20 protein-coding genes, 1 tRNA gene and 1 pseudogene are annotated in these 25,609 nt (G+C 48.4%); 12 read left to right on the top strand and 10 right to left on the bottom strand.

Annotated features, from left to right (window positions below; translation table 11 throughout):
- Positions 1–130 precede the first annotated feature (130 nt).
- Positions 131–207, top strand: a tRNA-Met gene (locus BKD14_RS10785).
- A gap of 1,236 nt (positions 208–1,443) precedes the next feature.
- Here the strand turns inward: BKD14_RS10785 and BKD14_RS10780 are convergent.
- From BKD14_RS10780 to BKD14_RS19115, 3 genes are all read right to left on the bottom strand, one after another.
- Positions 1,444–1,854, bottom strand: a complete 411-nt coding sequence (locus BKD14_RS10780; RefSeq protein WP_022709461.1) for a hypothetical protein — start codon at positions 1,852–1,854, stop codon at positions 1,444–1,446.
- Positions 1,855–1,952: 98 nt separating this feature from the next.
- Positions 1,953–2,492 carry a hypothetical protein gene (locus BKD14_RS10775; protein ID WP_075655971.1) on the bottom strand — a complete coding sequence of 180 codons (540 nt, stop codon included), beginning with the start codon at positions 2,490–2,492 and terminating at the stop codon, positions 1,953–1,955.
- Between the two features lie 209 nt (positions 2,493–2,701).
- Positions 2,702–2,926, bottom strand: a complete 225-nt coding sequence (locus BKD14_RS19115; protein ID WP_139316401.1) for a hypothetical protein — start codon at positions 2,924–2,926, stop codon at positions 2,702–2,704.
- Between the two features lie 291 nt (positions 2,927–3,217).
- Here BKD14_RS19115 and BKD14_RS10765 point away from each other — a divergent pair, with 291 nt between their 5' ends.
- The 7 genes and pseudogenes from BKD14_RS10765 to BKD14_RS19535 form a co-directional block, all read left to right on the top strand.
- Complete coding sequence (locus BKD14_RS10765) at positions 3,218–4,297, top strand: HlyD family efflux transporter periplasmic adaptor subunit (protein WP_083647043.1); 1,080 nt, start codon at positions 3,218–3,220, stop codon at positions 4,295–4,297.
- 2 nt (positions 4,298–4,299) lie between these two features.
- Positions 4,300–7,083, top strand: coding sequence for a ribosome-associated ATPase/putative transporter RbbA (gene rbbA, locus BKD14_RS10760; RefSeq protein ID WP_139316412.1), 2,784 nt, complete (start codon positions 4,300–4,302; stop codon positions 7,081–7,083).
- A gap of 1 nt (position 7,084) precedes the next feature.
- Entirely contained in the window at positions 7,085–8,197 is a 1,113-nt protein-coding gene (locus BKD14_RS10755; protein WP_075655967.1) for an ABC transporter permease, read from the top strand.
- A 62-nt stretch (positions 8,198–8,259) separates the two neighbouring features.
- Positions 8,260–9,444 carry an acetate/propionate family kinase gene (locus BKD14_RS10750; protein ID WP_075655965.1) on the top strand — a complete coding sequence of 395 codons (1,185 nt, stop codon included), beginning with the start codon at positions 8,260–8,262 and terminating at the stop codon, positions 9,442–9,444.
- A 16-nt stretch (positions 9,445–9,460) separates the two neighbouring features.
- Positions 9,461–11,851 carry a phosphoketolase family protein gene (locus BKD14_RS10745; protein ID WP_075655963.1) on the top strand — a complete coding sequence of 797 codons (2,391 nt, stop codon included), beginning with the start codon at positions 9,461–9,463 and terminating at the stop codon, positions 11,849–11,851.
- An 80-nt stretch (positions 11,852–11,931) separates the two neighbouring features.
- Positions 11,932–12,255, top strand: coding sequence for a ribose-phosphate pyrophosphokinase-like domain-containing protein (locus BKD14_RS10740; protein ID WP_075655961.1), 324 nt, complete (start codon positions 11,932–11,934; stop codon positions 12,253–12,255).
- Between the two features lie 66 nt (positions 12,256–12,321).
- A pseudogene (locus tag BKD14_RS19535) lies at positions 12,322–12,452 on the top strand (transposase); the annotation flags it as partial.
- A 570-nt stretch (positions 12,453–13,022) separates the two neighbouring features.
- Here BKD14_RS19535 and hemH read toward each other — a convergent pair.
- Together hemH and BKD14_RS10725 are read right to left on the bottom strand one after the other, a co-directional pair.
- Positions 13,023–14,069, bottom strand: a complete 1,047-nt coding sequence (gene hemH, locus BKD14_RS10730; RefSeq protein WP_022709068.1) for a ferrochelatase — start codon at positions 14,067–14,069, stop codon at positions 13,023–13,025.
- A 178-nt stretch (positions 14,070–14,247) separates the two neighbouring features.
- Positions 14,248–15,666, bottom strand: a complete 1,419-nt coding sequence (locus BKD14_RS10725) for a deoxyribodipyrimidine photo-lyase (protein WP_075655959.1) — start codon at positions 15,664–15,666, stop codon at positions 14,248–14,250.
- An 80-nt stretch (positions 15,667–15,746) separates the two neighbouring features.
- Between BKD14_RS10725 and BKD14_RS10720 the strand changes: the two genes are divergently transcribed.
- Positions 15,747–16,526 (top strand): SDR family NAD(P)-dependent oxidoreductase, encoded by a 780-nt coding sequence (locus tag BKD14_RS10720; protein WP_238481779.1) that lies wholly within the window; start codon positions 15,747–15,749, stop codon positions 16,524–16,526.
- Here the strand turns inward: BKD14_RS10720 and BKD14_RS10715 are convergent.
- Genes BKD14_RS10715 through BKD14_RS10705 form a run of 3 tightly spaced genes read right to left on the bottom strand, consistent with a single transcriptional unit; the run spans position 16,523 to position 19,954 of the window.
- Positions 16,523–17,752 carry a cyclopropane-fatty-acyl-phospholipid synthase family protein gene (locus BKD14_RS10715; protein ID WP_075656354.1) on the bottom strand — a complete coding sequence of 410 codons (1,230 nt, stop codon included), beginning with the start codon at positions 17,750–17,752 and terminating at the stop codon, positions 16,523–16,525. The two genes, BKD14_RS10720 and BKD14_RS10715, sit on opposite strands and share 4 nt — an antisense overlap.
- 7 nt (positions 17,753–17,759) lie before the next feature.
- Positions 17,760–18,602, bottom strand: coding sequence for a DUF1365 domain-containing protein (locus BKD14_RS10710; RefSeq protein ID WP_075655957.1), 843 nt, complete (start codon positions 18,600–18,602; stop codon positions 17,760–17,762).
- 2 nt (positions 18,603–18,604) lie between these two features.
- Complete coding sequence (locus tag BKD14_RS10705) at positions 18,605–19,954, bottom strand: NAD(P)/FAD-dependent oxidoreductase (protein WP_022709073.1); 1,350 nt, start codon at positions 19,952–19,954, stop codon at positions 18,605–18,607.
- A 221-nt stretch (positions 19,955–20,175) separates the two neighbouring features.
- Between BKD14_RS10705 and BKD14_RS10700 the strand changes: the two genes are divergently transcribed.
- From BKD14_RS10700 to BKD14_RS10690, 3 genes are read left to right on the top strand one after another with little or no spacing between them, the layout of a single operon-like run.
- Entirely contained in the window at positions 20,176–20,754 is a 579-nt protein-coding gene (locus tag BKD14_RS10700; RefSeq protein WP_051138947.1) for a sigma-70 family RNA polymerase sigma factor, read from the top strand.
- Positions 20,751–21,407 carry a ChrR family anti-sigma-E factor gene (locus BKD14_RS10695; protein ID WP_075655955.1) on the top strand — a complete coding sequence of 219 codons (657 nt, stop codon included), beginning with the start codon at positions 20,751–20,753 and terminating at the stop codon, positions 21,405–21,407. The genes BKD14_RS10700 and BKD14_RS10695 overlap by 4 nt, the downstream gene beginning before the upstream one ends.
- A 40-nt stretch (positions 21,408–21,447) precedes the next feature.
- Positions 21,448–21,861, top strand: coding sequence for a DUF2177 family protein (locus tag BKD14_RS10690; RefSeq protein ID WP_028233176.1), 414 nt, complete (start codon positions 21,448–21,450; stop codon positions 21,859–21,861).
- Positions 21,862–21,951: 90 nt separating this feature from the next.
- Here the strand turns inward: BKD14_RS10690 and BKD14_RS10685 are convergent, their stop codons facing one another.
- Both BKD14_RS10685 and BKD14_RS10675 read right to left on the bottom strand, forming a co-directional pair.
- Positions 21,952–23,895: a cation-translocating P-type ATPase gene (locus tag BKD14_RS10685; protein WP_075655953.1), complete on the bottom strand. Its 1,944-nt coding sequence runs from the start codon at positions 23,893–23,895 to the stop codon at positions 21,952–21,954.
- 879 nt (positions 23,896–24,774) lie between these two features.
- Positions 24,775–25,590, bottom strand: coding sequence for a hypothetical protein (locus BKD14_RS10675; RefSeq protein ID WP_075655949.1), 816 nt, complete (start codon positions 25,588–25,590; stop codon positions 24,775–24,777).
- Positions 25,591–25,609 lie beyond the last annotated feature (19 nt).

Raw genomic sequence — 25,609 nt, 5'->3', positions numbered from 1 at the left:
AAAGTTGGATTTCAATACCGATTAATGCATAACAGTGCTTGACAGCTATGCGCATACCGACTTATACGACCCCCGTTCCCAACGAGAACATTGCTTCGCGAAGCAGCTGAAAAGCTCTGAAGCATCGTGGGGCGGAGTAGCTCAGTAGGTTAGAGCAGAGGAATCATAATCCTTGTGTCGGCGGTTCGAATCCGTCCTCCGCTACCAAAAAATTACAAAACAAAATCAAATAGTTATAAAGCACGTAGCTGGAACATGATGTAAATTTCATGTCGCATCGTGTTGCAAATGGCATTCTATAAATTTCAATGAGTTACACTGGTACACGGTAGCTCCACGCGACATGCCGTGCAACATGCCCCGTCGAATCGTTGTGACACTCAGCCCAGATTTGGACTGAGCAACCTTTCGCTCAAATCGAAGGGTTGAATTCAGCCGAACCAGATTTGGTTTGGCCTGACATGCCAGCTTGAGCGGCAACTTGCTGGCGGATAACTTGGGGCGGCGACTATCAGAAGTTACAAGATCATTTCGAGTCCCCTATTGCGGCACAATCTGCTTGCGGAATTCACCTGCCCAACGAATAGTGTAATTCAACTTCCTCAATTTAAGGAAGTTGAATTGTTCATCCACAATTTGTGGACGTGCCCTAAATTTGGGGCATCATCAATTCAGTGATACCTTTTACTCAAATTTCAGTAAAAGTCCGCACCATAAAATGATGGAGTGGGAGATGCGTCCAAGGTTGGTACGAATTTCGCCCATTCCTGACTTCCGATAACCAAAATGATATGTTCGGCCGGATCAGTAGCTATAACATCAACACATACAAAGGACGGATATTTCTCGAAGATGAGAAAAGACCAGCCCCGTTTATTTTAGTAGATATGTGCCGAGATATTGCCACAAGAAATCTGATTGTTTCGAGCCTGCGCGCAAACAATAGAGACAGAATATCACCCGATGGTCGGATCTCATGTAGTGCTTTCAAATTTGTTAGCAGTACGGAGCGTTAAAGAATATTCTTATTACCAAAGTGGAACGGCCTTAGAATAAATAACTGATTAGCCGCCCTGTTCCAGTCGGGCGGCTTTTTTATTGCTGACCGGTCATAGCAACTTCAAGCCTTCACCGATCAGAAAGCCACGAACGCCGTTTAAGCCACTTGCGCCAGTCTCATGGCATTCAGCGCGGTCTCATATGGCAGTCCGGTCTTATCGCGTACCCACGGCCCAAATTCGCCGTGCGGAAGCGATAGCTTATTCTGGATGAGAATTGCCCTATCTCGATCAGCTCCGCTTCTGTGTGGCGCGTATAGGGCTGGAATATAGGCCTCTCGTCTGAAATGGCGACTGGTTCCTTCGAGGTTGCCGTGTGGCGTGCTTTCTCGCTTTTGTAGGTCGCATGAGTGCTTTCAGTTGGGGCGACTGGCTACAGAATAAACTACGCCGCACACACTGGCGCAAGCAATCCTTCAAGCTCCGAAAGTATCAATGTGCGTAGTGTCCCGCGTACCGGCCACGGCCTGAGCGCTAGAGAGCGACCACGGAGCACGGCAAGGTCTATCTGATCAAAAGCCGCCATAAAGTCACCAGCACGCCTCTCTGCCCAATCTGGGCGCTGCAGCACTATGTCTGAGACTGCACCGATTGTTTCAGACCACAGCTCATCAATATTACCGGCGCTTTGCTTTATGGTTTTCACAACAAAGACCAAATGACCTTCGCCGTGTGCGTCCCTTATGGCTTTCATTGTGCCCCGTGCATGGCTCTGGCCGCGCGCTCTGCGCCGGTAGGTAGGCACCAATTTAACGCCCAATTGATCCATTAAACTATCAAGACGACCTTTAGCCATAAAGCACCTCTCATATTAGTTTATTACAGGCAGTATTCCCACCTTCTAGGATATTGTTATGCTGACGGATAGACGCAGTTCTCCGCCCCCCCCATTTGTCAGGAGTCGTTTTCTCCGCCGGCTCCCAAAAGATCGCTGCCAGATCGTAAAGCCTCACCCGCTTCTCTGAACTTGCCTTGTGATTGAGCAAACGCCCCATTTAATCCCTTCTCAATCTCCGCGCGCAATTTCACATCGCGCGTTACCGCTGCGGGGATGCCGGTAAGTTCTGCGCGTAGTGTTGCAAAAACATTTGAGACGATGGCTTCAACGTCTTCCATATCGACGAGACGACCTTCCTCTTTCCCGATCCGGAGTTCGACCTCTCTTTGCCGTGCGGCCTTAAGGCCGCTGTCGGCCGCTACTTTAGACGACCTCCGTTCCTCGTCTTTAAGGGAGCGGACATAACCTTGAACTACAGCAACCAGTGGGTACTTTCCCTTGATTGCCACGGGGATATAACCATTCGCCGATAGCTGACGAAGCCATTGAGATGTAATACCCAACAGTGAAGATGCCCCACTCGTTGACAGCATTTCTTCACCCGTAAGGTCGATGATTGCGGACGAGGTCGAAGTTGTTGTGGCCTTTTTTGCCATTTCGATTTTCCTCAAAATGCAAAGCAAACTCCGATTTTCCAAATTTGGAAAACGCTCATATTCAGGGGTGCAGCGTGACCGCACAGCTTGCCTATGGGGTAAGGTACCTTTTCTTTGCCCCTTGACGTCGCGATGCAGAGGCGCACAGAGGGGGGGGAGGCAAATGAATGATTTACTACCATGAACCGTTCCGCGCTTGTACAGCCCGTTCAATCGCACAAATGGGCAAGCTTGTTGTTGGATTGTTCAATTCGAGTAAGGGTGCGCGGATAGAGATCGACATGTCGAGTAACTGGCCATCCACTGACTTCAGTCACAACAATAAGAACTTCCTCCTGAGGTTCAAGTTCAAGACGTTTATGTAGAGTCGCACGACTCGCTGTATGCTGTTCGGCGAAGGTCATTGCGCCATTAAAGTCCAGATCGGCAATCATTTGATCTACCTTGGCCTTTAATTGGTCTTGCAAAATTCAAATCCAAATATCGCTTCCATTATTGCCTAGGATCACGTCATGCGTCAAAAAAGAAGAAACTCAATCCATAATAGCACAGATATTGTCCGATTTAGACTGGAACCAACATAAATAAAAAATGATGCTTTTTGGGGCAGAATGTAACTTTTATTACAACAAAAAGAAATAAACAGTATTGACTGCAATCAATGACATTTATTGATTCATATAACACCTCATAGACAAAGTTTCATATAAACTCAGGCATAGTAAATGATCAAAAGCAAATTGATTCGGTTTAAGAAATACACTTTTGTTGTCGTTACAGTCCTGCTTGCTGGAGGCGGATATTATACATGGCAACAACTGAATAATGACAACCTACCCGAAGGCATTGCCTCCGGAAATGGACGTATTGAAGCCGTTGAGGTCGACATTTCCACCAAAAGTGCCGGTCGTATTCGTCAAATTCTGGCGGATGAGGGTGATTTTGTGAATGCCGGCGATGTTCTGGCGCAGATGGATACCGATCAGGCCGAAAGCCAGCGTCGTCAGGCTGAAGCACAGTTGCGCCGTGCAGAAATCAGTATTGAAACAACCCGTAGCCTTGTAGCACAGCGTGAAGCAGAACAAAAAGCAGCTGCTGCCATCATCGCACAACGCGAAGCACAACTAGATGCCGCGCAGCGCCGCTTGATACGCTCGCAGCAGCTGAATGAATCCCGTACTGTCTCCCAGCAAATTCTCGATGATGACCGTGCCAATGCCCGTGGCGTTGAAGCGGCCGTAAGTGCTGCCAAAGCGCAGCTGGCAGCAACTGAAGCCGGTATTAGCGCCGCCAAAGCGCAGGTTGTTGATGCGGAAGCAGCCGTTGATGCTGCTAAAGCCGCGATTGCAACAATTGCCGTTGAGATCAATGATGCCAGTTTGAAAGCACCCAAACCGGGTCGCGTTCAATATCGTATTGCCCAGCCGGGTGAAGTGATTGCTGCCGGTGGCCGTGTGCTCAATCTGGTTGACCTGAGCGATGTTTATATGACGTTCTTCCTGCCAACTGCACAGGCCGGACAGGTCGCAATCGGTGCTGAAGCCCGTATCGTTCTGGATGCTGCACCGCAATTTGTTATTCCGGCCAAAATCAGTTTTGTTGCCGACGTTGCCCAGTTCACGCCGAAATCCGTTGAAACGGAAGAAGAGCGCCAGAAGCTGGTGTTTCGCGTAAAAGCCAAAATCCCGCAGGAACTGCTGCAAAAACATATTCAGCAGGTCAAAACCGGTCTGCCGGGCACTGTCTATGTTAAGCTGAACTCTGAAGCCACATGGCCACAGAACCTTGCGGAACCTGTACAATGAACATGGATCTGGCGAGCGATAACAGCGCGGACGATGAACCTGTCGTCCGCATACAGAATGTCAGCCTGACCTATGGCGCCAAACAAGCCCTGTGTGATCTGACGCTGGATATTCCGACTGGTCGCATGATCGGCCTCATTGGCCCTGACGGTGTGGGGAAATCCAGCTTGCTGTCACTGGTTGCTGGTGCGCGTATTATGCAGCAAGGGCGCATTGACGTGCTGGGCGGGGATATTGCTGACAAGCGCCATCGCCAGTCCGCTTTTCCTCGTATTGCCTATATGCCGCAAGGGCTGGGTAAAAACCTATATCCGACCCTGTCGGTCTTTGAGAATATTGAATTCTTCGGCAGATTATTCGGCCATAACAAGCATGAACGTGAGCGCCGAATTACGGATTTGCTGGCACGCACCGGCATGTCGCCCTTTGCGGATCGTCCTGCCGGCAAACTCTCCGGCGGGATGAAGCAAAAAACCAGTCTTTGCTGTTCGCTGATCCATGATCCTGACCTGCTGATTCTTGATGAGCCGACCACCGGCGTTGATCCTCTGTCGCGCCGCCAGTTCTGGGAGCTGATCGACGATATCCGCAAAGATCGCCCGGGTATGAGCGTGATTGTTGCCACGGCCTATATGGAAGAAGCCGAGCGTTTCGACTGGCTTATTGCTATGAATGACGGGCAGATCCTCGCCAGTGGCACACCAAAAGAGCTGATGCAACAAACCGGCACATCGAATGTGGATGATGCCTTTATCGCCTTATTGCCGGAAGAACTGCGCCAAGACCATCATAAGGTGGTGATCCCGCCGCGTGATGAAAGCATCACGGATATTGCCATTGAAGCCGAGCATGTCACCGTGCGTTTTGGTAAGTTCACAGCCGTTGATAATGTCAGCTTCCGTATTCCGCGCGGCGAGATTTTCGGCTTCCTCGGCTCCAATGGTTGCGGCAAATCCACGACCATGAAAGTGCTGACCGGCTTGCTGCCTGCAAGTGATGGTATTGCCCGCCTGTTTGGCCGTGAAGTTGATACCAAAGATATCGATATCCGCCGTCGTGTCGGCTATATGTCACAGGCTTTCTCGCTCTATTCAGAACTGACTGTGCATCACAATCTGGAACTCCACGCCAAATTATTCGGCATGGAAGAGGCCAGAACCAAACAGCGTATTACAGAGCTTTCACAGCGTTTCGATCTGACCGAGATGATGGATATTTATCCGGATGATATGCCGCTCGGTATCCGTCAGCGTTTGTCTCTCGCGGTCGCCCTGATCCATCAGCCGGATATTCTCATTCTCGATGAGCCGACTTCCGGTGTTGATCCGGTGGCACGTGATGCCTTCTGGCAAATCCTCGCCGATCTTTCGCGCAAGGATAATGTGACGATTTTCGTCTCCACCCACTTCATGAATGAAGCAGAGCTTTGTGACCGGATTTCCCTGATGCATGCCGGTAAAGTGTTGATCAGTGATACACCGGCTGCAATCACTGCCAGCTGTTCGGCAACAACACTGGAAGAGGCGTTCATCGGCTATCTTGAAGATGCCATTGGCGAAACCGCACCTGCGCCGCAACCTGCCCATACAGCAGTTGCAGAACAGACAGCACAAACAGTAAAACGGGTACGAGAGCTTCCGGCTCCGTCTGCAAGCTGGATGCCTGATCTGCGCCGTATGCTCGCTTATACCAGACGCGAAACGCTGGAACTGCGGCGCGATCCGATCCGCGCCACACTGGCAATGCTTGGCAGTGTTATCCTGATGTTTGTGATCGGTTTCGGTATCAATCTCGACGTGAATAACTTAAGTTTTGCAGTGATTGACCGCGACGACACAACGATCAGTCGTGACTATATCCTCCAATTCTCCGGCTCACGCTATTTTATCGAAAAAGATCCGATCCTTGATTATGACGATCTCGACCGGCGCATGCGAAACGGCGAGATCAGTCTGGCGATTGAGATACCACCGAACTTTGCCCGCGATGTCGAACATGGACGTCCTGTTGAAGTCGGCGCATGGATTGACGGTGCAATGCCGACGCGGGCAGAAACCATTCAGGGTTATGTGCAGGGCACGCATCTCAACTGGTTGTCGCAAAAAGCCCGCGAGCTCTATGGCAACACCACGGCCCTCACCAGTTTCAATATGGAAATCCGCTATCGCTATAATCCGGATGTGCAAAGTCTGGTAGCCATGGTGCCAGCGGTTATTCCGCTGTTGCTGCTGGTTATACCGGCCATGCTCTCGGTGCTGAGTGTTGTGCGCGAAAAAGAACTGGGCTCGATTATCAATTTCTACGTGACACCGGTCACGAAATTCGAGTTTCTGATGGGTAAGCAGCTGCCTTATATCGGGCTGGCTTTCTTCAACTTCCTGATGCTGACCGCCTTCGCAGTGTTCATCTTTCAGGTGCGGTTTACCGGCAGTTTTCTGACCTATTCAACGGCTGCCTTGCTCTATGTGATTATCACAACAGGCATGGGACTGGTGCTCTCCACTTTCATGAACAGTCAGATCGCCGCTATCTTCGGCACCGCCTTGATGACGTTGATACCTGCCGTGCAATATTCGGGTATCATTGATCCGGTTTCTTCTTTGCGTGGTGCAGGGGCTTTGATCGGTCAGATTTATCCGACAACCTACTTCACCACCATCTCGCGCGGGACGTTCTCGAAAGCGCTCAGCTTCTCTGATCTGGGCATGCCTTTTCTGATGTTGCTGATAACCATTCCGGTGCTGATGGTGCTGGGTATTGTTCTTCTCAAGAAACAGGCGCGCTGAGATGAGGATTTCCAATATATTCCGTCTTGGCATCAAGGAGCTACGCGGTCTTGCCCGCGATCCGATGCTGATGATCCTGATTGTTTATGCGTTCACACTGGCAATCTATACGGCTTCCAAAGCAATGCCGGAAAACCTAAACAATGCGGCGATCGCAATTATTGATGAGGATCAGTCCCCGATCTCCGGCCGGATTACCACCGCATTTTATCCGCCTTATTTTGTGCCGCCGAAACTCATCTCCACTTATGAGATGGACAAGCGCATGGATACCGGTCTGGATACATTTGCGCTGGATATTCCGCCGAACTTCCAGCGTGATCTTCTGGCCGGACGCAATCCGACTATTCAGCTGAATATTGATGCGACGCGTATGAGTCAGGCCTTCAGCGGCGGGCGCTATGTGCAGGCCATTGTGACCAATGAGGTGAGCGAGTTTCTCAATCATTATCGCAGTGCCACTAAAATGCCGGTCGCGCAGAACCTGCGTGCGCGCTTCAATCAGGATCTGAACAAAGGCTGGTTCGGTGCGGTTACCAACGTGATTGCCTCGGTGACGATGCTGTCAATCATCCTGACCGGTGCGGCACTCATTCGCGAGCGTGAACATGGCACGATTGAACATCTGCTGGTGATGCCGGTCACCCCGATCGAGATCATGATCAGTAAGGTCTGGTCTATGGGGCTTGTGGTGCTGGTTGCCACGGCAATGTCCTTGCTGTTCATCGTCAAAGGTGTGCTGTCGGTACCGATCAATGGATCGATCATCCTGTTCCTGCTCGGGGTGGCACTCCAGCTTTTTGCCACCACCAGTCTCGGCATTTATCTAGCAACCATTGCCGGTTCCATGCCGCAATTCGGACTATTGATTGTGCTGATCCTGCTGCCGTTGCAGGTTCTCTCCGGTGCAATGACACCGCGTGAGAGCATGCCGGAAATCATTCAGAATATCATGCTGGCAGCACCAAACACGCACTTTGTGATTCTCGCGCAATCGGTGCTGTTCCGCGGTGCAGGATTAAGCGTGGTCTGGCCGCAGTTCCTCGCCCTCATGATTATCGGTTCCGTGCTCTTCTTCTTCGCACTCAAACGTTTCCGTAACTTCCTGAGGTGAGCTGACACAATAAAGCCTGCCTCACTTTTCCTGCAAAGCTGTTGATTATGGAAAGACTTGGAATGAATGATTTAATTCTCACATTCAATACAGGATCATCGACCGTCAAAATCGGCAGTTTTGAATGGAACGGCTCGTCTTTGCATAAATCCGCTAAGGCTGGCATTGATTTTGCCGCGTCTCCTTTGAGTTTTCATATGGAGCGCGGCAAAGAACGGCTGGATTTGCAACTGCAATCTGAGGCTTCTGCGGATATAGTCAGCGTGTTGAGCGAGGTTTTCGATAAGCTTTCTGCGCATATAGACCTGACCCGTATCAAAGCCATTGGTCACCGTGTGGTGCATGGCGGCGATGTTTTTACTGGTCCTGCATTGATTGATGAACGCTCAATTCAGGCCATTGACGATTTGTCGGCCTATGCGCCGTTGCATCAGCCTAAAAGTCTGGCGCTGATTAAAGCGATCCACCAACTTTTCCCTAATATTTTGCAAACAGCCTCTTTTGATACAGCCTTCCATCGCACCATGCCGGATGTGAACCGCCGGTTTGCCATTCCGCGGGAAATGCATGACCAAGGCATCAAGCGCTATGGTTTTCACGGACTCTCTTATCAATCCATTGCACAACATTTTAACGAGCTTGACCCGGATTTAGGCCGTAAGAAACTTGTTGTTGCCCATCTTGGCAGCGGCGCCAGCCTTTGCGCACTTAGAGAAGGCAAAAGCGTTGATACCAGTATGAGTTTCTCCACGCTGGACGGTATTCCGATGGCAACGCGCTGCGGAAATCTAGATGCGGGTGTGCTGCTGCATCTGTTGAGCCAGCAGAATATTAACGCCGATGGGTTGACTGATATGCTTTATCATCGCTCCGGTCTGCTCGGTGTATCCGGCATCAGCGGAGATTGTCGTGACTTGTTGGCAAGTGAGGCACCTGAAGCAAAGCAAGCTATTGATCTCTTCACCACACGCATTGCCGGTGAAATCAGTCGTCAGGCGACCAGCCTTGGCGGGTTGGATACCATTATTTTCACCGCAGGTATTGGCGAACATCAGCCCGAAATCCGCGCCCATATTGCCAGAAAATTACAATGGCTGGGCGTCGAACTGGATGGTGCGGCCAATGATAAAAATGCTTTCCGCATTAGTACACAATCAAGCAAAATCGCGGCTTTCATGCTCGCAACTGATGAAGAGCAAGTGATTGCTGCGGAAACCCTCACTGTTTTAAACCAATCCTCCCAATAAGTTAAGGAATTTTGGAATGAATAATCAGACTGGCGCCCAGCCGCTTACTCCGGATCAGCTGAAACTGACCGACCGCTATTGGCGCGCGGCCAATTACCTCTCCGTCGGGCAGATTTATCTGATGCAAAATCCGCTGCTGCGTGAGCCTTTAAAACCTGAACATGTCAAGCCGCGTTTGCTCGGCCATTGGGGCACTACACCCGGTTTGAACTTCATCTATGTACATCTCAACCGCATCATTAAAAAGCGCAACAAAGATGTGCTGTATGTCTGCGGCCCCGGTCACGGTGGCCCTGGCATGGTGGCGAATACCTATCTGGAAGGCACTTATACGGAAACCTATCCCGATATCACCGAAGATGTTGACGGAATGCAAAAACTCTTCCGCCAGTTCTCGTTCCCGGGCGGTATTCCAAGCCATGTGGCACCGGAAACTCCGGGTTCCATCCATGAAGGAGGCGAGCTTGGCTATGCGCTTGTGCATGCTTATGGCGCAGCTTTTGATAATCCCGATCTCGTCGTTGCCTGTGTTGTCGGTGACGGTGAGGCCGAAACCGGCCCCTTGGCGGCTGCATGGCATTCTAACAAATTCCTCAACCCGAAGCGCGACGGCGCGGTGTTGCCGATCCTGCATCTGAATGGCTATAAAATCGCTAATCCGACCCTGCTTGCTCGTATGTCAGATGAAGACTTGTACAGCCTTTTCACAGGCTATGGCTATGAACCATTTTTCGTAGAGGGCCACGAGCCGGAAGCCATGCACCAACTGATGGCTGCAACTTTTGACCGTGCTTTTGATCGTATCAAAGCCATTAAAGAGCAAGCCGATCTTAAATCTCCGGAGCGTCCGCGCTGGCCGATGATTATCTTCCGCAGCCCCAAAGGCTGGACAGGGCCAAAAGTGGTTGACGGCAAAATGGTGGAGAACCATTGGCGCTCCCATCAGGTGCCGGTTGCCAATTGCCGCGCAGATGATGCCCACCGCAAAATCCTTGAAGACTGGATGCGCAGCTATGATCCCGAAGATCTGTTTGACGCAAGCGGCAAGCTGAAACCGGAATTGCGCGCGCTCGCACCAAGCGGTGAAAAACGCATGGGCGCTATTCCGCATTCCAATGGTGGCTTGCTGCGTAAAGACCTGAAAACACCCGATTTCCGCAAATATGCAGTCAATGTTAGCGTGCCGGGTGCGGTACAGGAACAAACCACCAAAATCCTTGGTGATTATCTGCGCGATGTCCTCCGCCTCAATGATGAGGATAAAAACTTCCGTGTCTTCGGGCCAGATGAAACGGCGTCCAATCGCCTTGGCAGTGTTTTTGAGGCAACCGACCGCGTCTGGATGGCTGAAACGCTAAACAGTGATGATCATCTGGCCGCCGACGGCCGCGTGATGGAAGTGCTCAGTGAGCATTTGTGTCAGGGCTGGCTGGAAGCCTATTTGCTGACCGGTCGTCACGGCTTCTTCTCCTGCTATGAAGCCTTTATCCATATTGTGGATTCAATGTTCAACCAGCATGCCAAATGGTTGCAGGTCGCGCGCGAACTGCCATGGCGCAAACCGGTTTCATCGCTCAACTATCTGCTGACCTCCCATGTCTGGCGGCAGGACCACAACGGCTTCTCCCATCAGGATCCGGGTTTTGTCGATCTGGTCGCCAATAAGAGCGCCGATATTGTCCGCGTTTATTTCCCGCCGGATGCCAATACACTGCTTTGGGTGGGTGACCACTGTCTCAAAACATGGAACCGTGTGAATGTGATCGTTGCCGGTAAGCAGCCATCACCACAATGGCTAACCATGGATGAAGCAGAAAAGCATTGTGAGGCCGGTCTTGGTAAATGGGATTGGGCAGGCAGCGAAGATGGTATGGAGCCTGATCTGGTGATGGCTTGCGCCGGTGATGTACCGACCATGGAAACTCTGGCCGCCGCCGCAATGTTGCGTGAAGCGCTGCCGCATTTGCGCATCCGCGTAGTCAATATTGTTGATCTGATGGCGCTGCAATCACCGCAGCATCATCCGCATGGTATTGCCGACAGTGAATTTAATGCGCTTTTCACCACTGATCGTCCGGTAATTTTCGCTTATCACGGCTATCCGTATCTGATCCACCGGCTGGTTTATAAGCGCACCAACCATCCGAACTTCCATGTGCGTGGCTTTATCGAAAAAGGCACAACCACAACGCCCTTTGATATGGCTGTGATGAACGAACTTGATCGTTATAATCTGGCGATTGAAGCGCTTAACCGTCTACCTTTGGCTGCCGGTATAGCAGACCCGATTATCGCGTATCTTCAAAAAAAGCTTCAGCAGCATCATGACTATGTGCGTGAGTATGGTGAGGATATGCCGGAAATCCGTGACTGGAAATGGCCGCATAGCCGCATAGCCAAGAGCTGATTGCAGATATTTACCGGAGCGGTACATACCCCTCCGGTCTTTGAGTTTTATTCTGATGAACAGTGAATGGATATGTTAATATGGCTCTGCACTCTGCTGAGAAACGTCTGACCATTCCTCTGTTCGGCAATGAAGATCTGGCACGCGCGATTGCCGCCGCAGGTAATTATCAGCTTGGATCGCTGGAAACCCGCAATTTTCCGGACGGTGAGAGTTATCTGCGGTTTCTTGATGATGTGGAAGGCCGCGATGTGGATCTCATCTACACACGGCACATCCCAATCATAACTTCCTATCGTGATTTTTTGCGGCGGATGCAGCTCGCGAGTTTAAAGACCGTTCTGTCAATCTGGCCCCCCCCTTTCTGGCCTATTGCGACAGGACAAACGCTTCAAATCCGGTGATGTGATCATTGAATAACCCTAGATTTGTAGACACCTTGTGACTTTAAAAAAGGTAAAGAGCTTACGATGAGTAAAGCTAATTTCACCGACGAATTTAAATTGATGCTGTTAAACAAATAACTGAGCGCGGTTATTCCGTAGCAGATGTTTCGCGTCGCTTGGGCGTAAGCACTCATTCACTTTATAGCTGGATGAAGCATTACAACGCCCCTGAGAAAGCAGCTGCTCAGGATGATCAATTGTCAGAGATCAGGAGTGGACTTGCTGTCCAAACCGAGTTGCGAGACTGACTCGACTGGCAGGTATCGTAGCTTAGATTGGCTACATCAAAACATATGTGAACGGTGCTATTCTGGCTGTCGTAGTCGACATTTTGACAGACGTTTTATTGGCTGTTCAATACAATCGCACCAAACCACAGACCTGGTCTTACAGGCTTTTTGGATTACCGTGTGGCGACGTATACCAAAAGAGCTAGTACTGATTCATTCCGACCAAGGCTCCCTGTTTACAAGTATGAACTGGGTTCATTCCTGAAACAGCACAACTTCTGCACAGTATGAGCCGGCTTGGGAATTGTCACGATATTGATCTAGCTGATAGCTTTTCTAATCGACTTGATAGAGAATGTGTTTGGCGCAAAGTAGAACACGATTGAAAGGAAGGCAAGATTGCCTGATGCAGTCTACAATTGTCTGTTTAACATCGGAGCAAGCCGCTAAAAATCACGATACCTTGCTAGATAGGAATCTGAATAAATTTTACATTTACACCCGATCTAGACTGCACATTTCTTTTAATAGAACAGATTCCAATACCTTTATTCCCGCCTCACTATCATTCAGACATGGTATAAAAGTGTATTCTTCCCCACCGTGTTCCATAAAGTACTCCCGATTTTCCACCGCAATTTCTTCCAGTGTTTCCAAACAATCGGAAACAAAACCTGGGGTAATAACCGCGATTTTTTTAACACCACTTTCAGCCAGTGACTGAATTGTTTTGTCTGTATAGGGCTTAATCCACTCTTCTGGCCCAAAGCGAGACTGAAAGGTAACAATCAATTGCTGTTTTGACATGCCCAATCTTTCACGCAGTAAGCGAGCTGTCTTCATACAGTGACAATAATAAGGGTCGCCCTTATCAAAGTAGTTCTGCGGAATGCCATGAAAAGAGGCTACAATAACCTCAGGCGTCCAACTAATAGTGCTCAGGTGTTGAGTTACAGAATTATACAAGGCGTCAATATAAACAGGATCATCATAATAAGGCGGCACTGTTCTTATGGCGGGTTGCCAGCGCATATTTAATAATTTGCGATACACCGCATCATTAACCGATGCTGTTGTAGCCGCCGCATATTGAGGATAAAGAGGGAAAATAATAATACGCTCACATCCGGCACGTTGCAGTGCATCTATGCGGTCTGCAATGGAAGGGTTGCCGTAGCGCATAGCCCAATCGATGATAATGTTATCATTATCGTTGAATTTCTCGGCAATAAGACTTGCCTGATTTCTGGTGAATGTACGAAGATAACTTTCATTCAGTTCGTTATTCCAGATAGATTTATAGGCTTTGCCAACCTTCTGCGGCCGCGTATTGAGCACAATGCCAAATAGAATTGGGTACCACTTCCAAGGCGACCATTCTATAACCCGTTTATCCGTCAGGAACTCTTTGAGATAAACACGAAGTGACTTGTAGTCTGTCCCTTCAGGTGTGCCGAGATTAATAAGCAAAACCCCGATTTTCCCGTTTTTGACATCAGGATGTTGTACGGGATTGCCATTATAAACAAGACTATGTTTCACTGAAAATACATCCGATTTTTTGGTTAAGTAACTATCTAATCATCCTTTACGTTTGCCTGAACAAAACGGATCACCGGAAAATACGCATAATTACAATCAGAGTGCCGTGCGCCCATCTGACATACTAAAATTTACGTAAAATCGACCTTAAGCTGAAATCAGAATAAGGCTTTATGCTCTAAATCTCGTTCTTCATAATCATCTTGAAGAACCTCTGGCTTTCTGCAATATCCGCAATCGGCAACGGATAATCGGTGCCCAATTTCAGTTTTGCTCCGCGCAAGACATCAGCAGGCGCTTGCCCCGGACTGTGCATCCATTTTGAGGGCAATAAGCGCAGTTCAGGCACCCATTGACGCACGTAATCACCTTCTGGATCGAAGCGTTTTCCTTGCACCACAGGGTTAAAAACCCGAAAATACGGGGCAGCATCCATCCCGCATCCCGCAACCCATTGCCAACTGGCCGGATTGCTGGCCACATCAGCGTCAACCAGCGTATCCCAAAACCACTCTTCCCCAAGACGCCAGTCGATCATAAGATTTTTCGTCAGAAATGACGCCACAAGCATTCTGACACGATTATGCATCCATCCTGTTGCCCACAATTGACGCATTCCAGCATCAATAATCGGTATGCCGGTCTGTCCTTTTGTCCATGCAATGAAAGATGCGGGATCCTTGCGCCACTCAATTGGTTCAAGTGTCGGGCGCATATCATGCGTGGTAATATCTGCTCTGTGATAAAGTTGATGGTAATGGAAATCACGCCAGATCAACTCGGACAAAAACTTATCAGCACCATTTGCCACATGCGGATGCTGCTGCGCGAACTGAACAACTTCATGCCATATCTGGCGCACACTCATCTGCCCGAAGCGCATATAAGGCGAAAGTTTTGAAGTGCCGTCAAGAGAAGGACAGTCGCGGTCATCCGCATAAGACCGGACCAGATCTTTCAAAAATACGGTCAAACGCTGGTAACCCACCTCCTCGCCGGTTTGCCAATGCTGGGCAATTGTGTGTGACCAGTGCGGTTGTTTATAAATCATAACCGGCTGGTGCTGCACGCAATTTCTGGAGGCTGCCATCTGAGCCGATATAGCACGAGGCTGAAGAACACCTTGCCGGCGCAAGGCTTTGGCATAGGGTGTATAAACCTGATAGGGGTCACCGTTTCCAGTCATAACCTCCCAAGGTTCGATCAATAAATTACCCCTGAATGAGGCAACATGGATACCTTTGCCTTTGAGGTTATGTTTTATATCTGCGTCGCATTCACGCTCTGTATGCGCATAACGCCTGTTCCAGAAGACAGCTTTAACATGCTCCGTTGTTACGATATGTTCTATGATAATCGCCGGATCACCTGTCTCAATTATTAATTCGATATTTTTTTGCGCCAATTGCGCAGCAAATTTTTCAAGGCTTCTCTCAAGCCACCATCGCGCAGCGCCGCCAGAACAGCGCGAAATTCCTGTTTCCTCATGGATATAAACGGCTGTAACAGATCCGCCCGCTAACAATGCCGCATCAAGTGCCGGATTATCTTGCATTCTAAGATCATTGCGCAACCATATAAGACTATGATTTTTCATAGAAAATCCTGAGAGCTAAGAGAAAGAGCGGATGATGGATGAACCGCTGCCACCCCTGTTGCGTATAGAGAATGTAAAGTTTGTCTAATGAGGTGAATGTAATGGAAGCTCATATACATAATAAACTTGTATGGATAACGGGTGCCGGCACCGGAATGGGGCGCGCTTTGGCAATAAGGCTTGCCAGCCAAGGCTGGAAAGTAGCAATCAGCGCCCGCACAAGAGCGCATCTTGAAGAGGTCGCCGCACAAATACCGGACAAGATTTTTGCTTTTCCGATGGATGTGACGGACCACGCAGCGGTACCGGCTGCATATGCCGCGATTGAAGCACAGCTTGGCCCTGTTAGTGTCGCAATCCTCAATGCAGGCATATATAAGCGGGACAATGCGTTTAATTTTGATGCTGCGCTTTTTGAGGAAACGGTCAATGTCAATCTTATAGGAACTGCCTATTGTCTGGGCGCCGTTATGGAGCCCATGCTCAAGCGGCAATCGGGACGCATATTGGTCGTCTCCTCCGTTGCAGGATATACCGGCCTGCCAGGTGCAGCAGCATATGGCGCGACCAAAGCCGGTCTCATTAATATGTGTGAGGCCCTTTATCCTGAGCTGCGACGTAAGAATGTGCTTCTCAGCGTTGTTAATCCCGGTTTTGTAGATACGCCGCTCACACAAAAAAATGACTTTCCTATGCCTTTTATAATTTCAGAGAATGAGGCCGCTGATCACATCATTCGCGGCCTGAATTCACATCGTTTTGAAATTGCATTTCCGTGGAAGATGGTTTGGCTTACCAAATGTCTGGCATGTCTGCCCGCTGGATTGCGATTTGCAATTACGCGCAAATTGTTACGTTAATCCTGATTGACGCAGAGCTGACGGAAATGAAACTGCCCGACATCAATGCGCTGCGCTCTGAAACCGGCAGCGCAATAATGGAAATAATATCGCCACATCCGCTTGAAACGCGCATCAAAGCCGAGTGGCTCGATAGTGCACCATTGCTTTATGAATTGATCATCCCATTGAAGCAGCGTCTTCTCATAATCACGTCCAAACATCAGCTGGTCAGTCAGCTTTAAATTATGTCTTCGTGCGACATCAATAAGTGCGTTGCATGAAGGCAGCATACCGCCCGGAAAAATATAGGTCTGAATGAAATCAGCATTGCGCCGGTATTCATCAAGGCGGTTATCATCGATGGTAATAACCTGTAGCAAAGCCTCGCCGTCACTCTCTAACAAGGCTTGCAGTCTTGCAAAATATACAGACCAGTTCTCCTCGCCGACAGCTTCAAACATCTCGACAGATACGATTTTGTTGAAATGCCCCTCACAATTTCTGTAATCTTCAATACGAATTTCAACACGATCAGATAGGCCCGCTTTCATCATGCGCTCTCGCGCAAAATGTGCCTGCTCCTGAGAAAGTGTCAGGGCTACAATGCTGCAACCGGTTTTACGCGCAGCATATTCCGCAAATCCGCCCCATCCGCAGCCGATCTCAAGAACACGGTCATTTTTCTGAATATTCAATTGCCTGACGATGCGGTCATATTTGGCATTTTGCGCATCAGATAAGGACTGTCCGGCCGTTTGGAACAAGCCGGAAGAATATGTCATGGTCTCATCCAGCCACTGAGCATAGAATTGGTTGCCCAGATCATAATGGAAAGCAATATTGCGCTTGCTTCCTGTAGGCGTATTGGCACGGAGACGATGGCGCAAATTGGTCATCAATCTTGCAAGTGCCGGCAATGCGAGAACCGAATTTAAATAATCCTCATTGAAAATTCCCAGATCCAAAACAGCACCAATATCTGGACTATCCCAGTTATTATCAATAAATGCGCGCGCCAGCCCGAGTTTTCCTCCGGAGAGGACTTGCCACACAAATTTCGGCGAACGAATGATCATTGTTGCATCAGGGCCCGGTCTTGAGCCTTTGACATAAAAACTGTGCCCATCAGGAAACTCAACAGTCAGTGTGCCGAAAGCAATCCGGCCAGCCCATTTCTGCGCAATGCGCATCCATAGCGGCGGACGTTCGTTGAGCCCTGCTTTGACTTCCCTCTTGATGTTCATTGTCTCTTCAGTGGTGCTCATCAGGATTTAACTCACGGGGCTGATTGATCGGAGTGGGGTTTGAAACAACAGTACTGTCGACCTTGCTGGCCGCCGCCTTATAGCGATAAATGGTAAGGCCTTTTCTCCAAAGGCGCAGTGCCTCCCAATAAATGCTCGCGCTGACTTTCAGGGTCATCAACGGGTGACGCAACAATGCCAAACCAAGCGTGCGGTCATTTATGGGGCTTCGTGTCGCTGCAAAATTTGCAACAAGCACCATGCCATCAGCATCTTCCTCATGGATACGAACCAGCAGCTTTTCATCGGGAGGCTCAATGTAAAAATTATAGAAACAGTCCATCGGCAAAAAAGGAGATACATAAAAATCCTTCTTACATTGCTGGTGAAAGCCCTGTCCTGTCAGCTTCCCCTCGAGAACACGCATAATATAGGTATGACGTTCTGCGAATGTATTGCTGACCTCATAAAGAACAGCGCGCAGCCCTCCTTGCGCGTCATAACAAAAATAGAGTGTCAGCGGATTGAAGACATAGCCATAAATGCGCGGATAACAGAGAATATAAATACTCATCCCTGCCCCCTGAAGACCAGCACGGGCTAGTTGCCCTTCAACCCAATGGCGCAATCCGCCCTTTGTGCCATCTCCGTGATCTTTATCGTGAAAGCTCACAATTGCGCGGCGATTATAAGCAAAAAGACGCTTTGCCTTGTCTAATGACGGAAGCTCATCAATATTCAGCAGCAATGAAAATACACGATAAGTGAAGCGATGCCGTTGAGGACGCAACCGCATATGCATAACTTTGCCTATATAAAGACCTGACTGTATCTTCTCACTAGAGCGCATTATTATGATGCCTCACTCTCAGACGGCTGTGAAATTCTGGAGGATGCGTTTGGTACATTCCAAGGTCGTTTCAAACCAGCCAGCCCTTCTGCCACTGCAAGCCCTGCCTGCAAACCATCCTCATGAAAACCATAGCCAAAATACGCACCACAGAACCATGTATTACGCTTGCCTTGCAGGACATGCAGCGCACGCTGCGCTTCCAATGCTCGAAGGTCAAAAAGCGGGTGCTCATAATCAATCACCTTGATAATTTTTTCACCAACGATCGGCTTAGTCGGATTAAGCGTAACAAAAAGCGGGTATTTCTTATCAAGAGATTGAAGCTTATTCATCCAATATGTCACACATAAAGGTTGCTTTTCTGCATTCTTTTGATCGCCGGTATAATTCCAGCTCGACCAGATCCGCCTGCGCCTTGGCATAAGTGACGTATCGGAGTGCAAAACGGCGCTATTGGCTGTGTAACGAAAAGCACCAAGCAGTTTCTGCTCCTCAAAGCTGGGATCATCCAACATTGCAAGCGCCTGATCCGCATGCGCGGCAATAACAACATCGGTAAAACGCTCTGTATGGCCTTTGTTATCTGTCACCATGACGCCGTCAGGAGTGCGCTTGATGCGCACAACCTTGGCATCAAGCCTGATGTCACCGGATATTGCCTGTGCCAATCGCTCAACATAACGGCGGCTGCCACCCGTAACAGTGCGCCATTGCGGGCGATTTTTAAGACTGAGCAATCCGTGGCTGACAAAAAAGCGCACAAAGGCTTGCACAGGATAAGCCCGCATTTCATCCGCGCCCGCAGACCAGATTGCAGCCCCCATAGACAGCAGATGATTTTCAACAAAATCATTACCATAATTATGAGAACGAAGATATTCGCCAAGGCTAGTCTGCGCGTAATGTTCACTATCCAGAACAGAAGGCGCCTCGCGGTAAAACCTCAACACATCCCTGACCATAAACCAGAAACGGGGACGAATGATATTACGCCGCTGACCAAGCAAACCGTTGATGCCAGAACCGGAGTATTCCAGCCCGCCCTCATTGAGTGATACGGCAAATGACATATTGGATTTTTGTGTCTCAACCCCGCATGTTTCAAATAATGCGACAAGATTGGGATAATTCCGCTCATTATAAACAATAAAGCCCGTATCAACGGCAATCTCGTTTTGTCCGCACGGAACCATAATCGTATTGGAATGCCCGCCTAAACGGTTATTCTCTTCATAAATGGTGACCCGCGCAGTTTTGCTCAACAGCCATGCTGCAGACAATCCGGAAATACCTGATCCGATGACAGCAATGTGTTTTTTATTTTCAGAGAATGAGTGAGAACTGCTCACGGCTATTCCTTTTGTTTTTTATATATTCCAATACGCGCCGTACGACGTTTCGGATCTCTTTTTTTAAATTATTTTGATGTCGTGATCCGTTTGCTGATTTTCTCCGTAAAGATGGCATGAAAACAAACATTTCCATCCAGCCGCAATCGTGGCACAACAAATACAAAGGAATTGCAGAGCGCAGATCTATGCTGCTCCGATTCAGGCGGGAATGTTTCAAAATGAAAAAAACCACCCCCAATGCGGAGATTGGGAAACTCGAAGTATTAATGAAAGCTGTCACATTGGATCGCGATATTGATGCTTATGAGGTGATTTTTAAATACTTTGCGCCGCGTGTTAAATCTTACATGTTGCGGCTTACGACTGATGAACAGCTCGCAGAAGAGCTGATGCAGGAAACAATGATCACTGTATGGCACAAAGCGGACCGTTTTGATCCGCTCAAAGGAGCGCTTTCAACATGGATTTTTACGATTGCACGAAATTTGCGCATTGATGCTGTAAGACGAGAGAAAAGACCCGAATTTGACCCGGATGATCCGGCTTTTGTTCCTGATGAAACAATACCCGCTGATGCTCTAATCATAATGCAGCAATCAAGTAATGAATTACAGCAAGCAATGGAAAAATTACCGAAGGAACAGTTCGAGCTTATAAAAATGTCTTTTTATGATAATCACTCTCAAAGTGCTATTGCCGAGAAAATGAATATTCCGCTTGGTACAGTTAAATCACGAATGCGACTGGCATTTGAAAAATTGCGTCTTTCCCTCAAACACTTAGGGAGAGCGTCATGAATATACATCATCATTTAAGCGATGCGTTGCTTGAAAGCTATGCTGCCGGCACCTTAAGCGAGGGCTGGAGCATTGCCGTAGCCACACATTTATCATTGTGCCCTTCATGCCGTTTTCGTCTTAAAAACTATGAATGTCTGGGCGGAAAATTGCTTGAGGAACTACCTGCTGATACGTCTGTGGATAAAGCATGGGAGGCGGTTCGGTCGAGATTGGCAAAGACATCACTAAAGACCAAGCAAGAACGGCCGGAACCACAACCTCAGGCACCTGTTTTACCTCAGCCATTACGCTCTTATCTCGGAGGAGATGTCGATAAGCTGAAATGGCGCGCTCTTGGTCGCGGAGCCAGTCATATTGTCATTCCGACCAGCGACAATTCATCAACCGTACGCCTGCTCAAGATACCTGCCGGCAAGCCGGTTCCTGAGCACGGTCATGGCGGACGGGAATTGACACTTGTTCTTAGCGGAAGTTTTATCGATGGCGACGAGAGTTTTACTCGCGGCGATATCGAAGAGGCAAATTCCGATATTATTCATCAGCCTATAGCTACATCGGACGCTGATTGCATTTGTCTGGCGGTTACAGATGCCCCGTTACGTTTCCGCTCATGGATTGTTCGTTTAGTGCAACCTGTGCTTGGAATTTAGCGGCTAACGAATCCTGAATATAACAAAGATGAGATCTGCAATGTTAAAACAGGCCATAATTGCATATACTACGACTGCCATAGTGTTCTTTGTTGTTGACTTTATCTGGCTGTCAAAGATGACAAGCTTGTTTTACCGCCCACGAATGGCCAACATCCTAATGGATCAGCCAAATTTCACTGTAGCGGGTCTTTTCTATCTCGTTTATGTAGGCGGGATTATTTATTTTGCGGTAATACCTGCTCTCAACTCAAACAGCTGGCTTACTGCTGTTATTAATGGTGCCATTCTTGGGCTTATTGCTTATGGCACCTATGATATGACAAATCTCGCTACGTTAAAAAATTGGTCCTTATCAGTAAGTATAGTTGATATGGTGTGGGGTCTGCTTCTCACTGCTATGGCTAGTTCAGCAGGATACTTTGCAACATCGTTTATTCTCCCCAAAATATAACAAATTAGATGTGTTTTTTAGCTGCAGAATTACTATTTATTCCAAAACATTAGTGGAGTGAACCGACGCCGACCTAAACAATCTTCGCAGCTATTTATTACGAGTATTATCTTTCAGAAGATTTTGATCGGCAAAGACGCTTATCGTACTTCTAATTGGGTCGCTTAAGAGTCTCAACCCGTTGAGCACCACAAGAACCGTGCCCCCCTCGTGGCCAAGTACCGCCAAAGGCAATGGCAATTCAAAAAAAGCTGCACCCACAACCAAAACACACATCATACAAATCGCAAAAATAAGATTTTGACGAATTATTGATACGGTTCGCCTGGCAAGACGATGGGCTGCCGCTAATCTTTCCATATTCTCTGAAAGCAGAGCGACATCAGCAGCCTGTAAAGCAACTTCAGATCCTGCCGCCCCCATCGCAATGCCGACATCGGCGCGCGCTAGTGCCGCTGCATCATTCACACCATCACCAACAAATGCAACTTTCCCACCACTAGCCATTTCTGCAACCAGCCTCACCTTATCCTCTGGCAACATCTCGGCATGAATCTCATCTGGCTTGAATCCAAGCAGCTTGCCAATACGCAGCGCCACTGCCTGTCTATCGCCTGTCATCATTGCGATGGTCTTAACGCCGTTTTCTCGCAAAGCGACAAGTGCTCCAGCTGAAGTTTCACGTACTTTGTCCGCGATACTGATCGCACCTAAAACAAGCGCCCCACGCCCAAGATAAACAACTGTCTCTGCTCCGTCCTGTAAGTTTTTAAAGCGCTCATCATCAAGAAGAGCACCCATATTATGGGCCATTCGACGATTACCTGCCCAAATAGGGCCGTCCATATCACGTCCAACAATGCCAGCGCTTGGAATTGTTTTCACATCATAAACATCATGTAGTTTCACCTCTCGACGGAGCACTTCGCGCCTCAGGGCGTCGGCAATATGATGCTCGGAATTGGCTTCAATACTAGCTAGTGCGGATAAAAAACTCATCTCATCATCAGCTAGAGGAACAACTCCAGTTACTTCTGCACGCCCGGTTGTCAACGTTCCAGTCTTGTCGAAAGCAAAGATATTAACTGCTGCAAGTGTCTCAAGCGCTGCCCCACCTTTAAATAAAACGCCTCCCCGTGCAGCTGATGATAGAGCGGACAAAATTGCTGCTGGCACCGAAATGACTATCGCACACGGGCTCGCGGCTACAAGCAAAGTTGCTGCAAAGTATAATGCAGCTTCCCAGTCATTCCCAAACCAATAGAAAATGCCAAGAGCAATCAGCGAGACCATTAAAACGGCAACTGTATAACGTTGCCCAAACCAAACACTGAACCGTTCTGAAGGAGCTTTCGCTGCCTGAGCTTGTGTGACTAGCTCAATCATGCGTGCCACAGTACTTTGTTCAACAGTTTTAGTAATCCTAATCTCAAGTACGCCATCAAGATTGACCGTTGCCTCAAAAACTTTAGCACCAGTTTCTTTGCGCACAGGCATAGATTCACCCGTAATCGTAGACTCGTCCAGCGCTCCACTTCCGCTTGCTATTGTTCCGTCAGAGGGTATTCGTGCGCCAGGCCGAACGATAACAATATCTCCAACACGAAGACTTGCTGCCTGCACTTCTTTGATCGAACTATCTGCTAGTTTAAGTAAAGCGATTTCAGGCCGTAACGCCATCAATGCTTCAATGGCGCGGCGCGCTCGCCCCATGGCACGCTCTTCCAATGTCGTGGACAAACTAAACAGCGTCAGCAAAATAGCACCTTCGACAAACGCACCAACAATCGCCGCAGCAATAGCTGCAACAATCATTAACAAATCGATGTCGAGTACGCGCTCATGGACCAACACACTCAACGCCCGCCATCCGGCGGGAACACCGCCAGCAAAATATACCAATACCACGCCGAAACTAGTCAATGCGAAAGCCAATGCACCACTGAATAGCCATGTCCCAACCAAGGCCAACAAAAGCCCCAACACGGTTGCAGAAGTAAGAGCAACTGATGGATTAGTTAAAAATCGATACATTGATACATTGCTCCACTTCGCTAATGAACTAAGAATGTTCAAACAGCTGCGCCAATGATCCTATCATAACTAAAGTCGCCGCAAGGCGTTTTGGAACCAACTCCATAGAAGTTATCCCGGCTGCGACTATGATCACACCATACAGTGCAATCGCAGCGTCACTGAGCATACTAAAAAATTCAACAGGGTTAGTTGTTTGCCATAAAGTCGTATGAAACACAGCCATCGTCCGTTAACGGGACTTATTATGCAGAATATTTTTTATTGCATTGATTGCAAGCAGAACAAAAACAAAACCGGTTACTGGAAAAATTGCTGATAGGACCTTTTCAGGTCAAAACCTCTCGATGACTGGCAAGAGACTTCAAATTTAATAGTTATTTCAGAATGTGCGTAATATTTTTTTATCATTCGTGGCAGTCATTAATTCCTGCCTGCGCCATGATAACGGGCGGATATTACGGCGTAGATTGTGATCAATCTGTGGTGAAGTTTCAACGTTGATTAAACCGCGGAAAACTCTCATCCTAAATACTGTAATTACAAATTTTATAAGGATTGGTGAGTTTTACTCTAATTAATCTAAGCTGTCATTTCTAAGGCAATGAAACTGATAAATATTATGCCACCCTCCACCCCATAATGTTGCAATGCTATTCAACTCTTGCTGGACAGCGCGCGAAAAGCCTGAAAGCTGTTCATGCTGCTGCTCGGCCGTCAGACCAATTCGGATGAGGTGTTTGCGGTTAGCAGCAATGACCTGTTTCTAATACAGCTCTGCATCTTCACCATGTTTTTTATAGAGCAGAGAGGCAGTACGCCGCACCTTTCCAATTCTGGCATCGAGTGGGAATATTATTATCTTACAAAAATCTATACTCATGCTGCACCAAGGTTCTTGTTGCTTCGCAATATGAGGATTTCATCCTCAAACTCCTGACTGGGGGATAATCCCCCAGACCCTGACGACCCGCTACGCGGATCGTTTTGGTTGACTGCGTGTTTGCTTCTACCGAGCACGAACTCGCAAAGGCATTTACCAGTTAGGCTTTTGAGAAAAGGATCTACTTGGGGATCTACCGGTGTGCCTGCCGGGCGAGAGAAGCAGAACTCTAAATCACAAATAGCAACGTTAATTTCAGCTTCAGCGAGGCCTTTCGTCTCGTGCCGTCCTAGGTCAAGTTCTTCGCCATCAACCGTAAGCATTGAGCGCCAAAGTTCACGATTACTGTCCCACCAAATTCTCCCAATGCAGCGATGGTGTAGTGCGCCGTCATCACCGTATATATTCTTCCTTATATAGGAAATCGTGGGCGCACCGGACATTTGTCCGCTTAATACGCCATGGGCAGCACCGGACAAATGTCCGGTTAATGCGGCGTTGTTTTTTGCGGACAAAATGACATCCTTCGGTAGGTTAAAGTCGAGATCAAGTGATAAGTAAATCGTGTCTGTCGACCGCCCCCTCTTGCCCCACTCAGACTGTTTTGATCGGTCAATTACTTCAAGCGCTTCTAATGCTGACAGACCACGCCGAACATGGCGTTCGGACATGCCGACCTTCTTAGCAAGGCGCATCTGAGTAATTTGACATACCCCACCAACAGAGGAGGCTACCAAACCTACCAATATCGTGTTTAGTGACTTGTCATCAATTTTTTGACGCTTAAGCCAGTCCTTTGCGGATTTACTCATGCAGACCTCTTTCTGGCCT

It is taken from the genome of Pseudochrobactrum sp. B5, from assembly GCF_001939785.1.
Lineage (GTDB): Bacteria > Pseudomonadota > Alphaproteobacteria > Rhizobiales > Rhizobiaceae > Pseudochrobactrum > Pseudochrobactrum saccharolyticum.
This window is presented reverse-complemented; position numbering and strand designations above follow the sequence as displayed.

Excerpts from the sequence above, each read along its gene's own strand:
- BKD14_RS10725 (WP_075655959.1), bottom strand. The coding sequence starts at position 15,666 with ATGAAAAATCATAGTCTTATATGGTTGCGCAATGATCTTAGAATGCAA.
- BKD14_RS19115 (WP_139316401.1), bottom strand. The coding sequence starts at position 2,926 with ATGATTGCCGATCTGGACTTTAATGGCGCAATGACCTTCGCCGAACAG.
- BKD14_RS10675 (WP_075655949.1), bottom strand. The coding sequence starts at position 25,590 with ATGAGTAAATCCGCAAAGGACTGGCTTAAGCGTCAAAAAATTGATGAC.
- BKD14_RS10740 (WP_075655961.1), top strand. The coding sequence starts at position 11,932 with ATGGCTCTGCACTCTGCTGAGAAACGTCTGACCATTCCTCTGTTCGGC.
- BKD14_RS10685 (WP_075655953.1), bottom strand. The coding sequence starts at position 23,895 with ATGTATCGATTTTTAACTAATCCATCAGTTGCTCTTACTTCTGCAACC.
- BKD14_RS10755 (WP_075655967.1), top strand. The coding sequence starts at position 7,085 with ATGAGGATTTCCAATATATTCCGTCTTGGCATCAAGGAGCTACGCGGT.
- BKD14_RS10690 (WP_028233176.1), top strand. The coding sequence starts at position 21,448 with ATGTTAAAACAGGCCATAATTGCATATACTACGACTGCCATAGTGTTC.
- rbbA (WP_139316412.1), top strand. The coding sequence starts at position 4,300 with ATGGATCTGGCGAGCGATAACAGCGCGGACGATGAACCTGTCGTCCGC.
- BKD14_RS10715 (WP_075656354.1), bottom strand. The coding sequence starts at position 17,752 with ATGAACATCAAGAGGGAAGTCAAAGCAGGGCTCAACGAACGTCCGCCG.
- BKD14_RS10745 (WP_075655963.1), top strand. The coding sequence starts at position 9,461 with ATGAATAATCAGACTGGCGCCCAGCCGCTTACTCCGGATCAGCTGAAA.
- BKD14_RS10775 (WP_075655971.1), bottom strand. The coding sequence starts at position 2,492 with ATGGCAAAAAAGGCCACAACAACTTCGACCTCGTCCGCAATCATCGAC.
- BKD14_RS10750 (WP_075655965.1), top strand. The coding sequence starts at position 8,260 with ATGAATGATTTAATTCTCACATTCAATACAGGATCATCGACCGTCAAA.
- BKD14_RS10765 (WP_083647043.1), top strand. The coding sequence starts at position 3,218 with ATGATCAAAAGCAAATTGATTCGGTTTAAGAAATACACTTTTGTTGTC.
- BKD14_RS10700 (WP_051138947.1), top strand. The coding sequence starts at position 20,176 with ATGAAAAAAACCACCCCCAATGCGGAGATTGGGAAACTCGAAGTATTA.
- BKD14_RS10780 (WP_022709461.1), bottom strand. The coding sequence starts at position 1,854 with ATGGCTAAAGGTCGTCTTGATAGTTTAATGGATCAATTGGGCGTTAAA.
- BKD14_RS10710 (WP_075655957.1), bottom strand. The coding sequence starts at position 18,602 with ATGCGCTCTAGTGAGAAGATACAGTCAGGTCTTTATATAGGCAAAGTT.
- BKD14_RS10695 (WP_075655955.1), top strand. The coding sequence starts at position 20,751 with ATGAATATACATCATCATTTAAGCGATGCGTTGCTTGAAAGCTATGCT.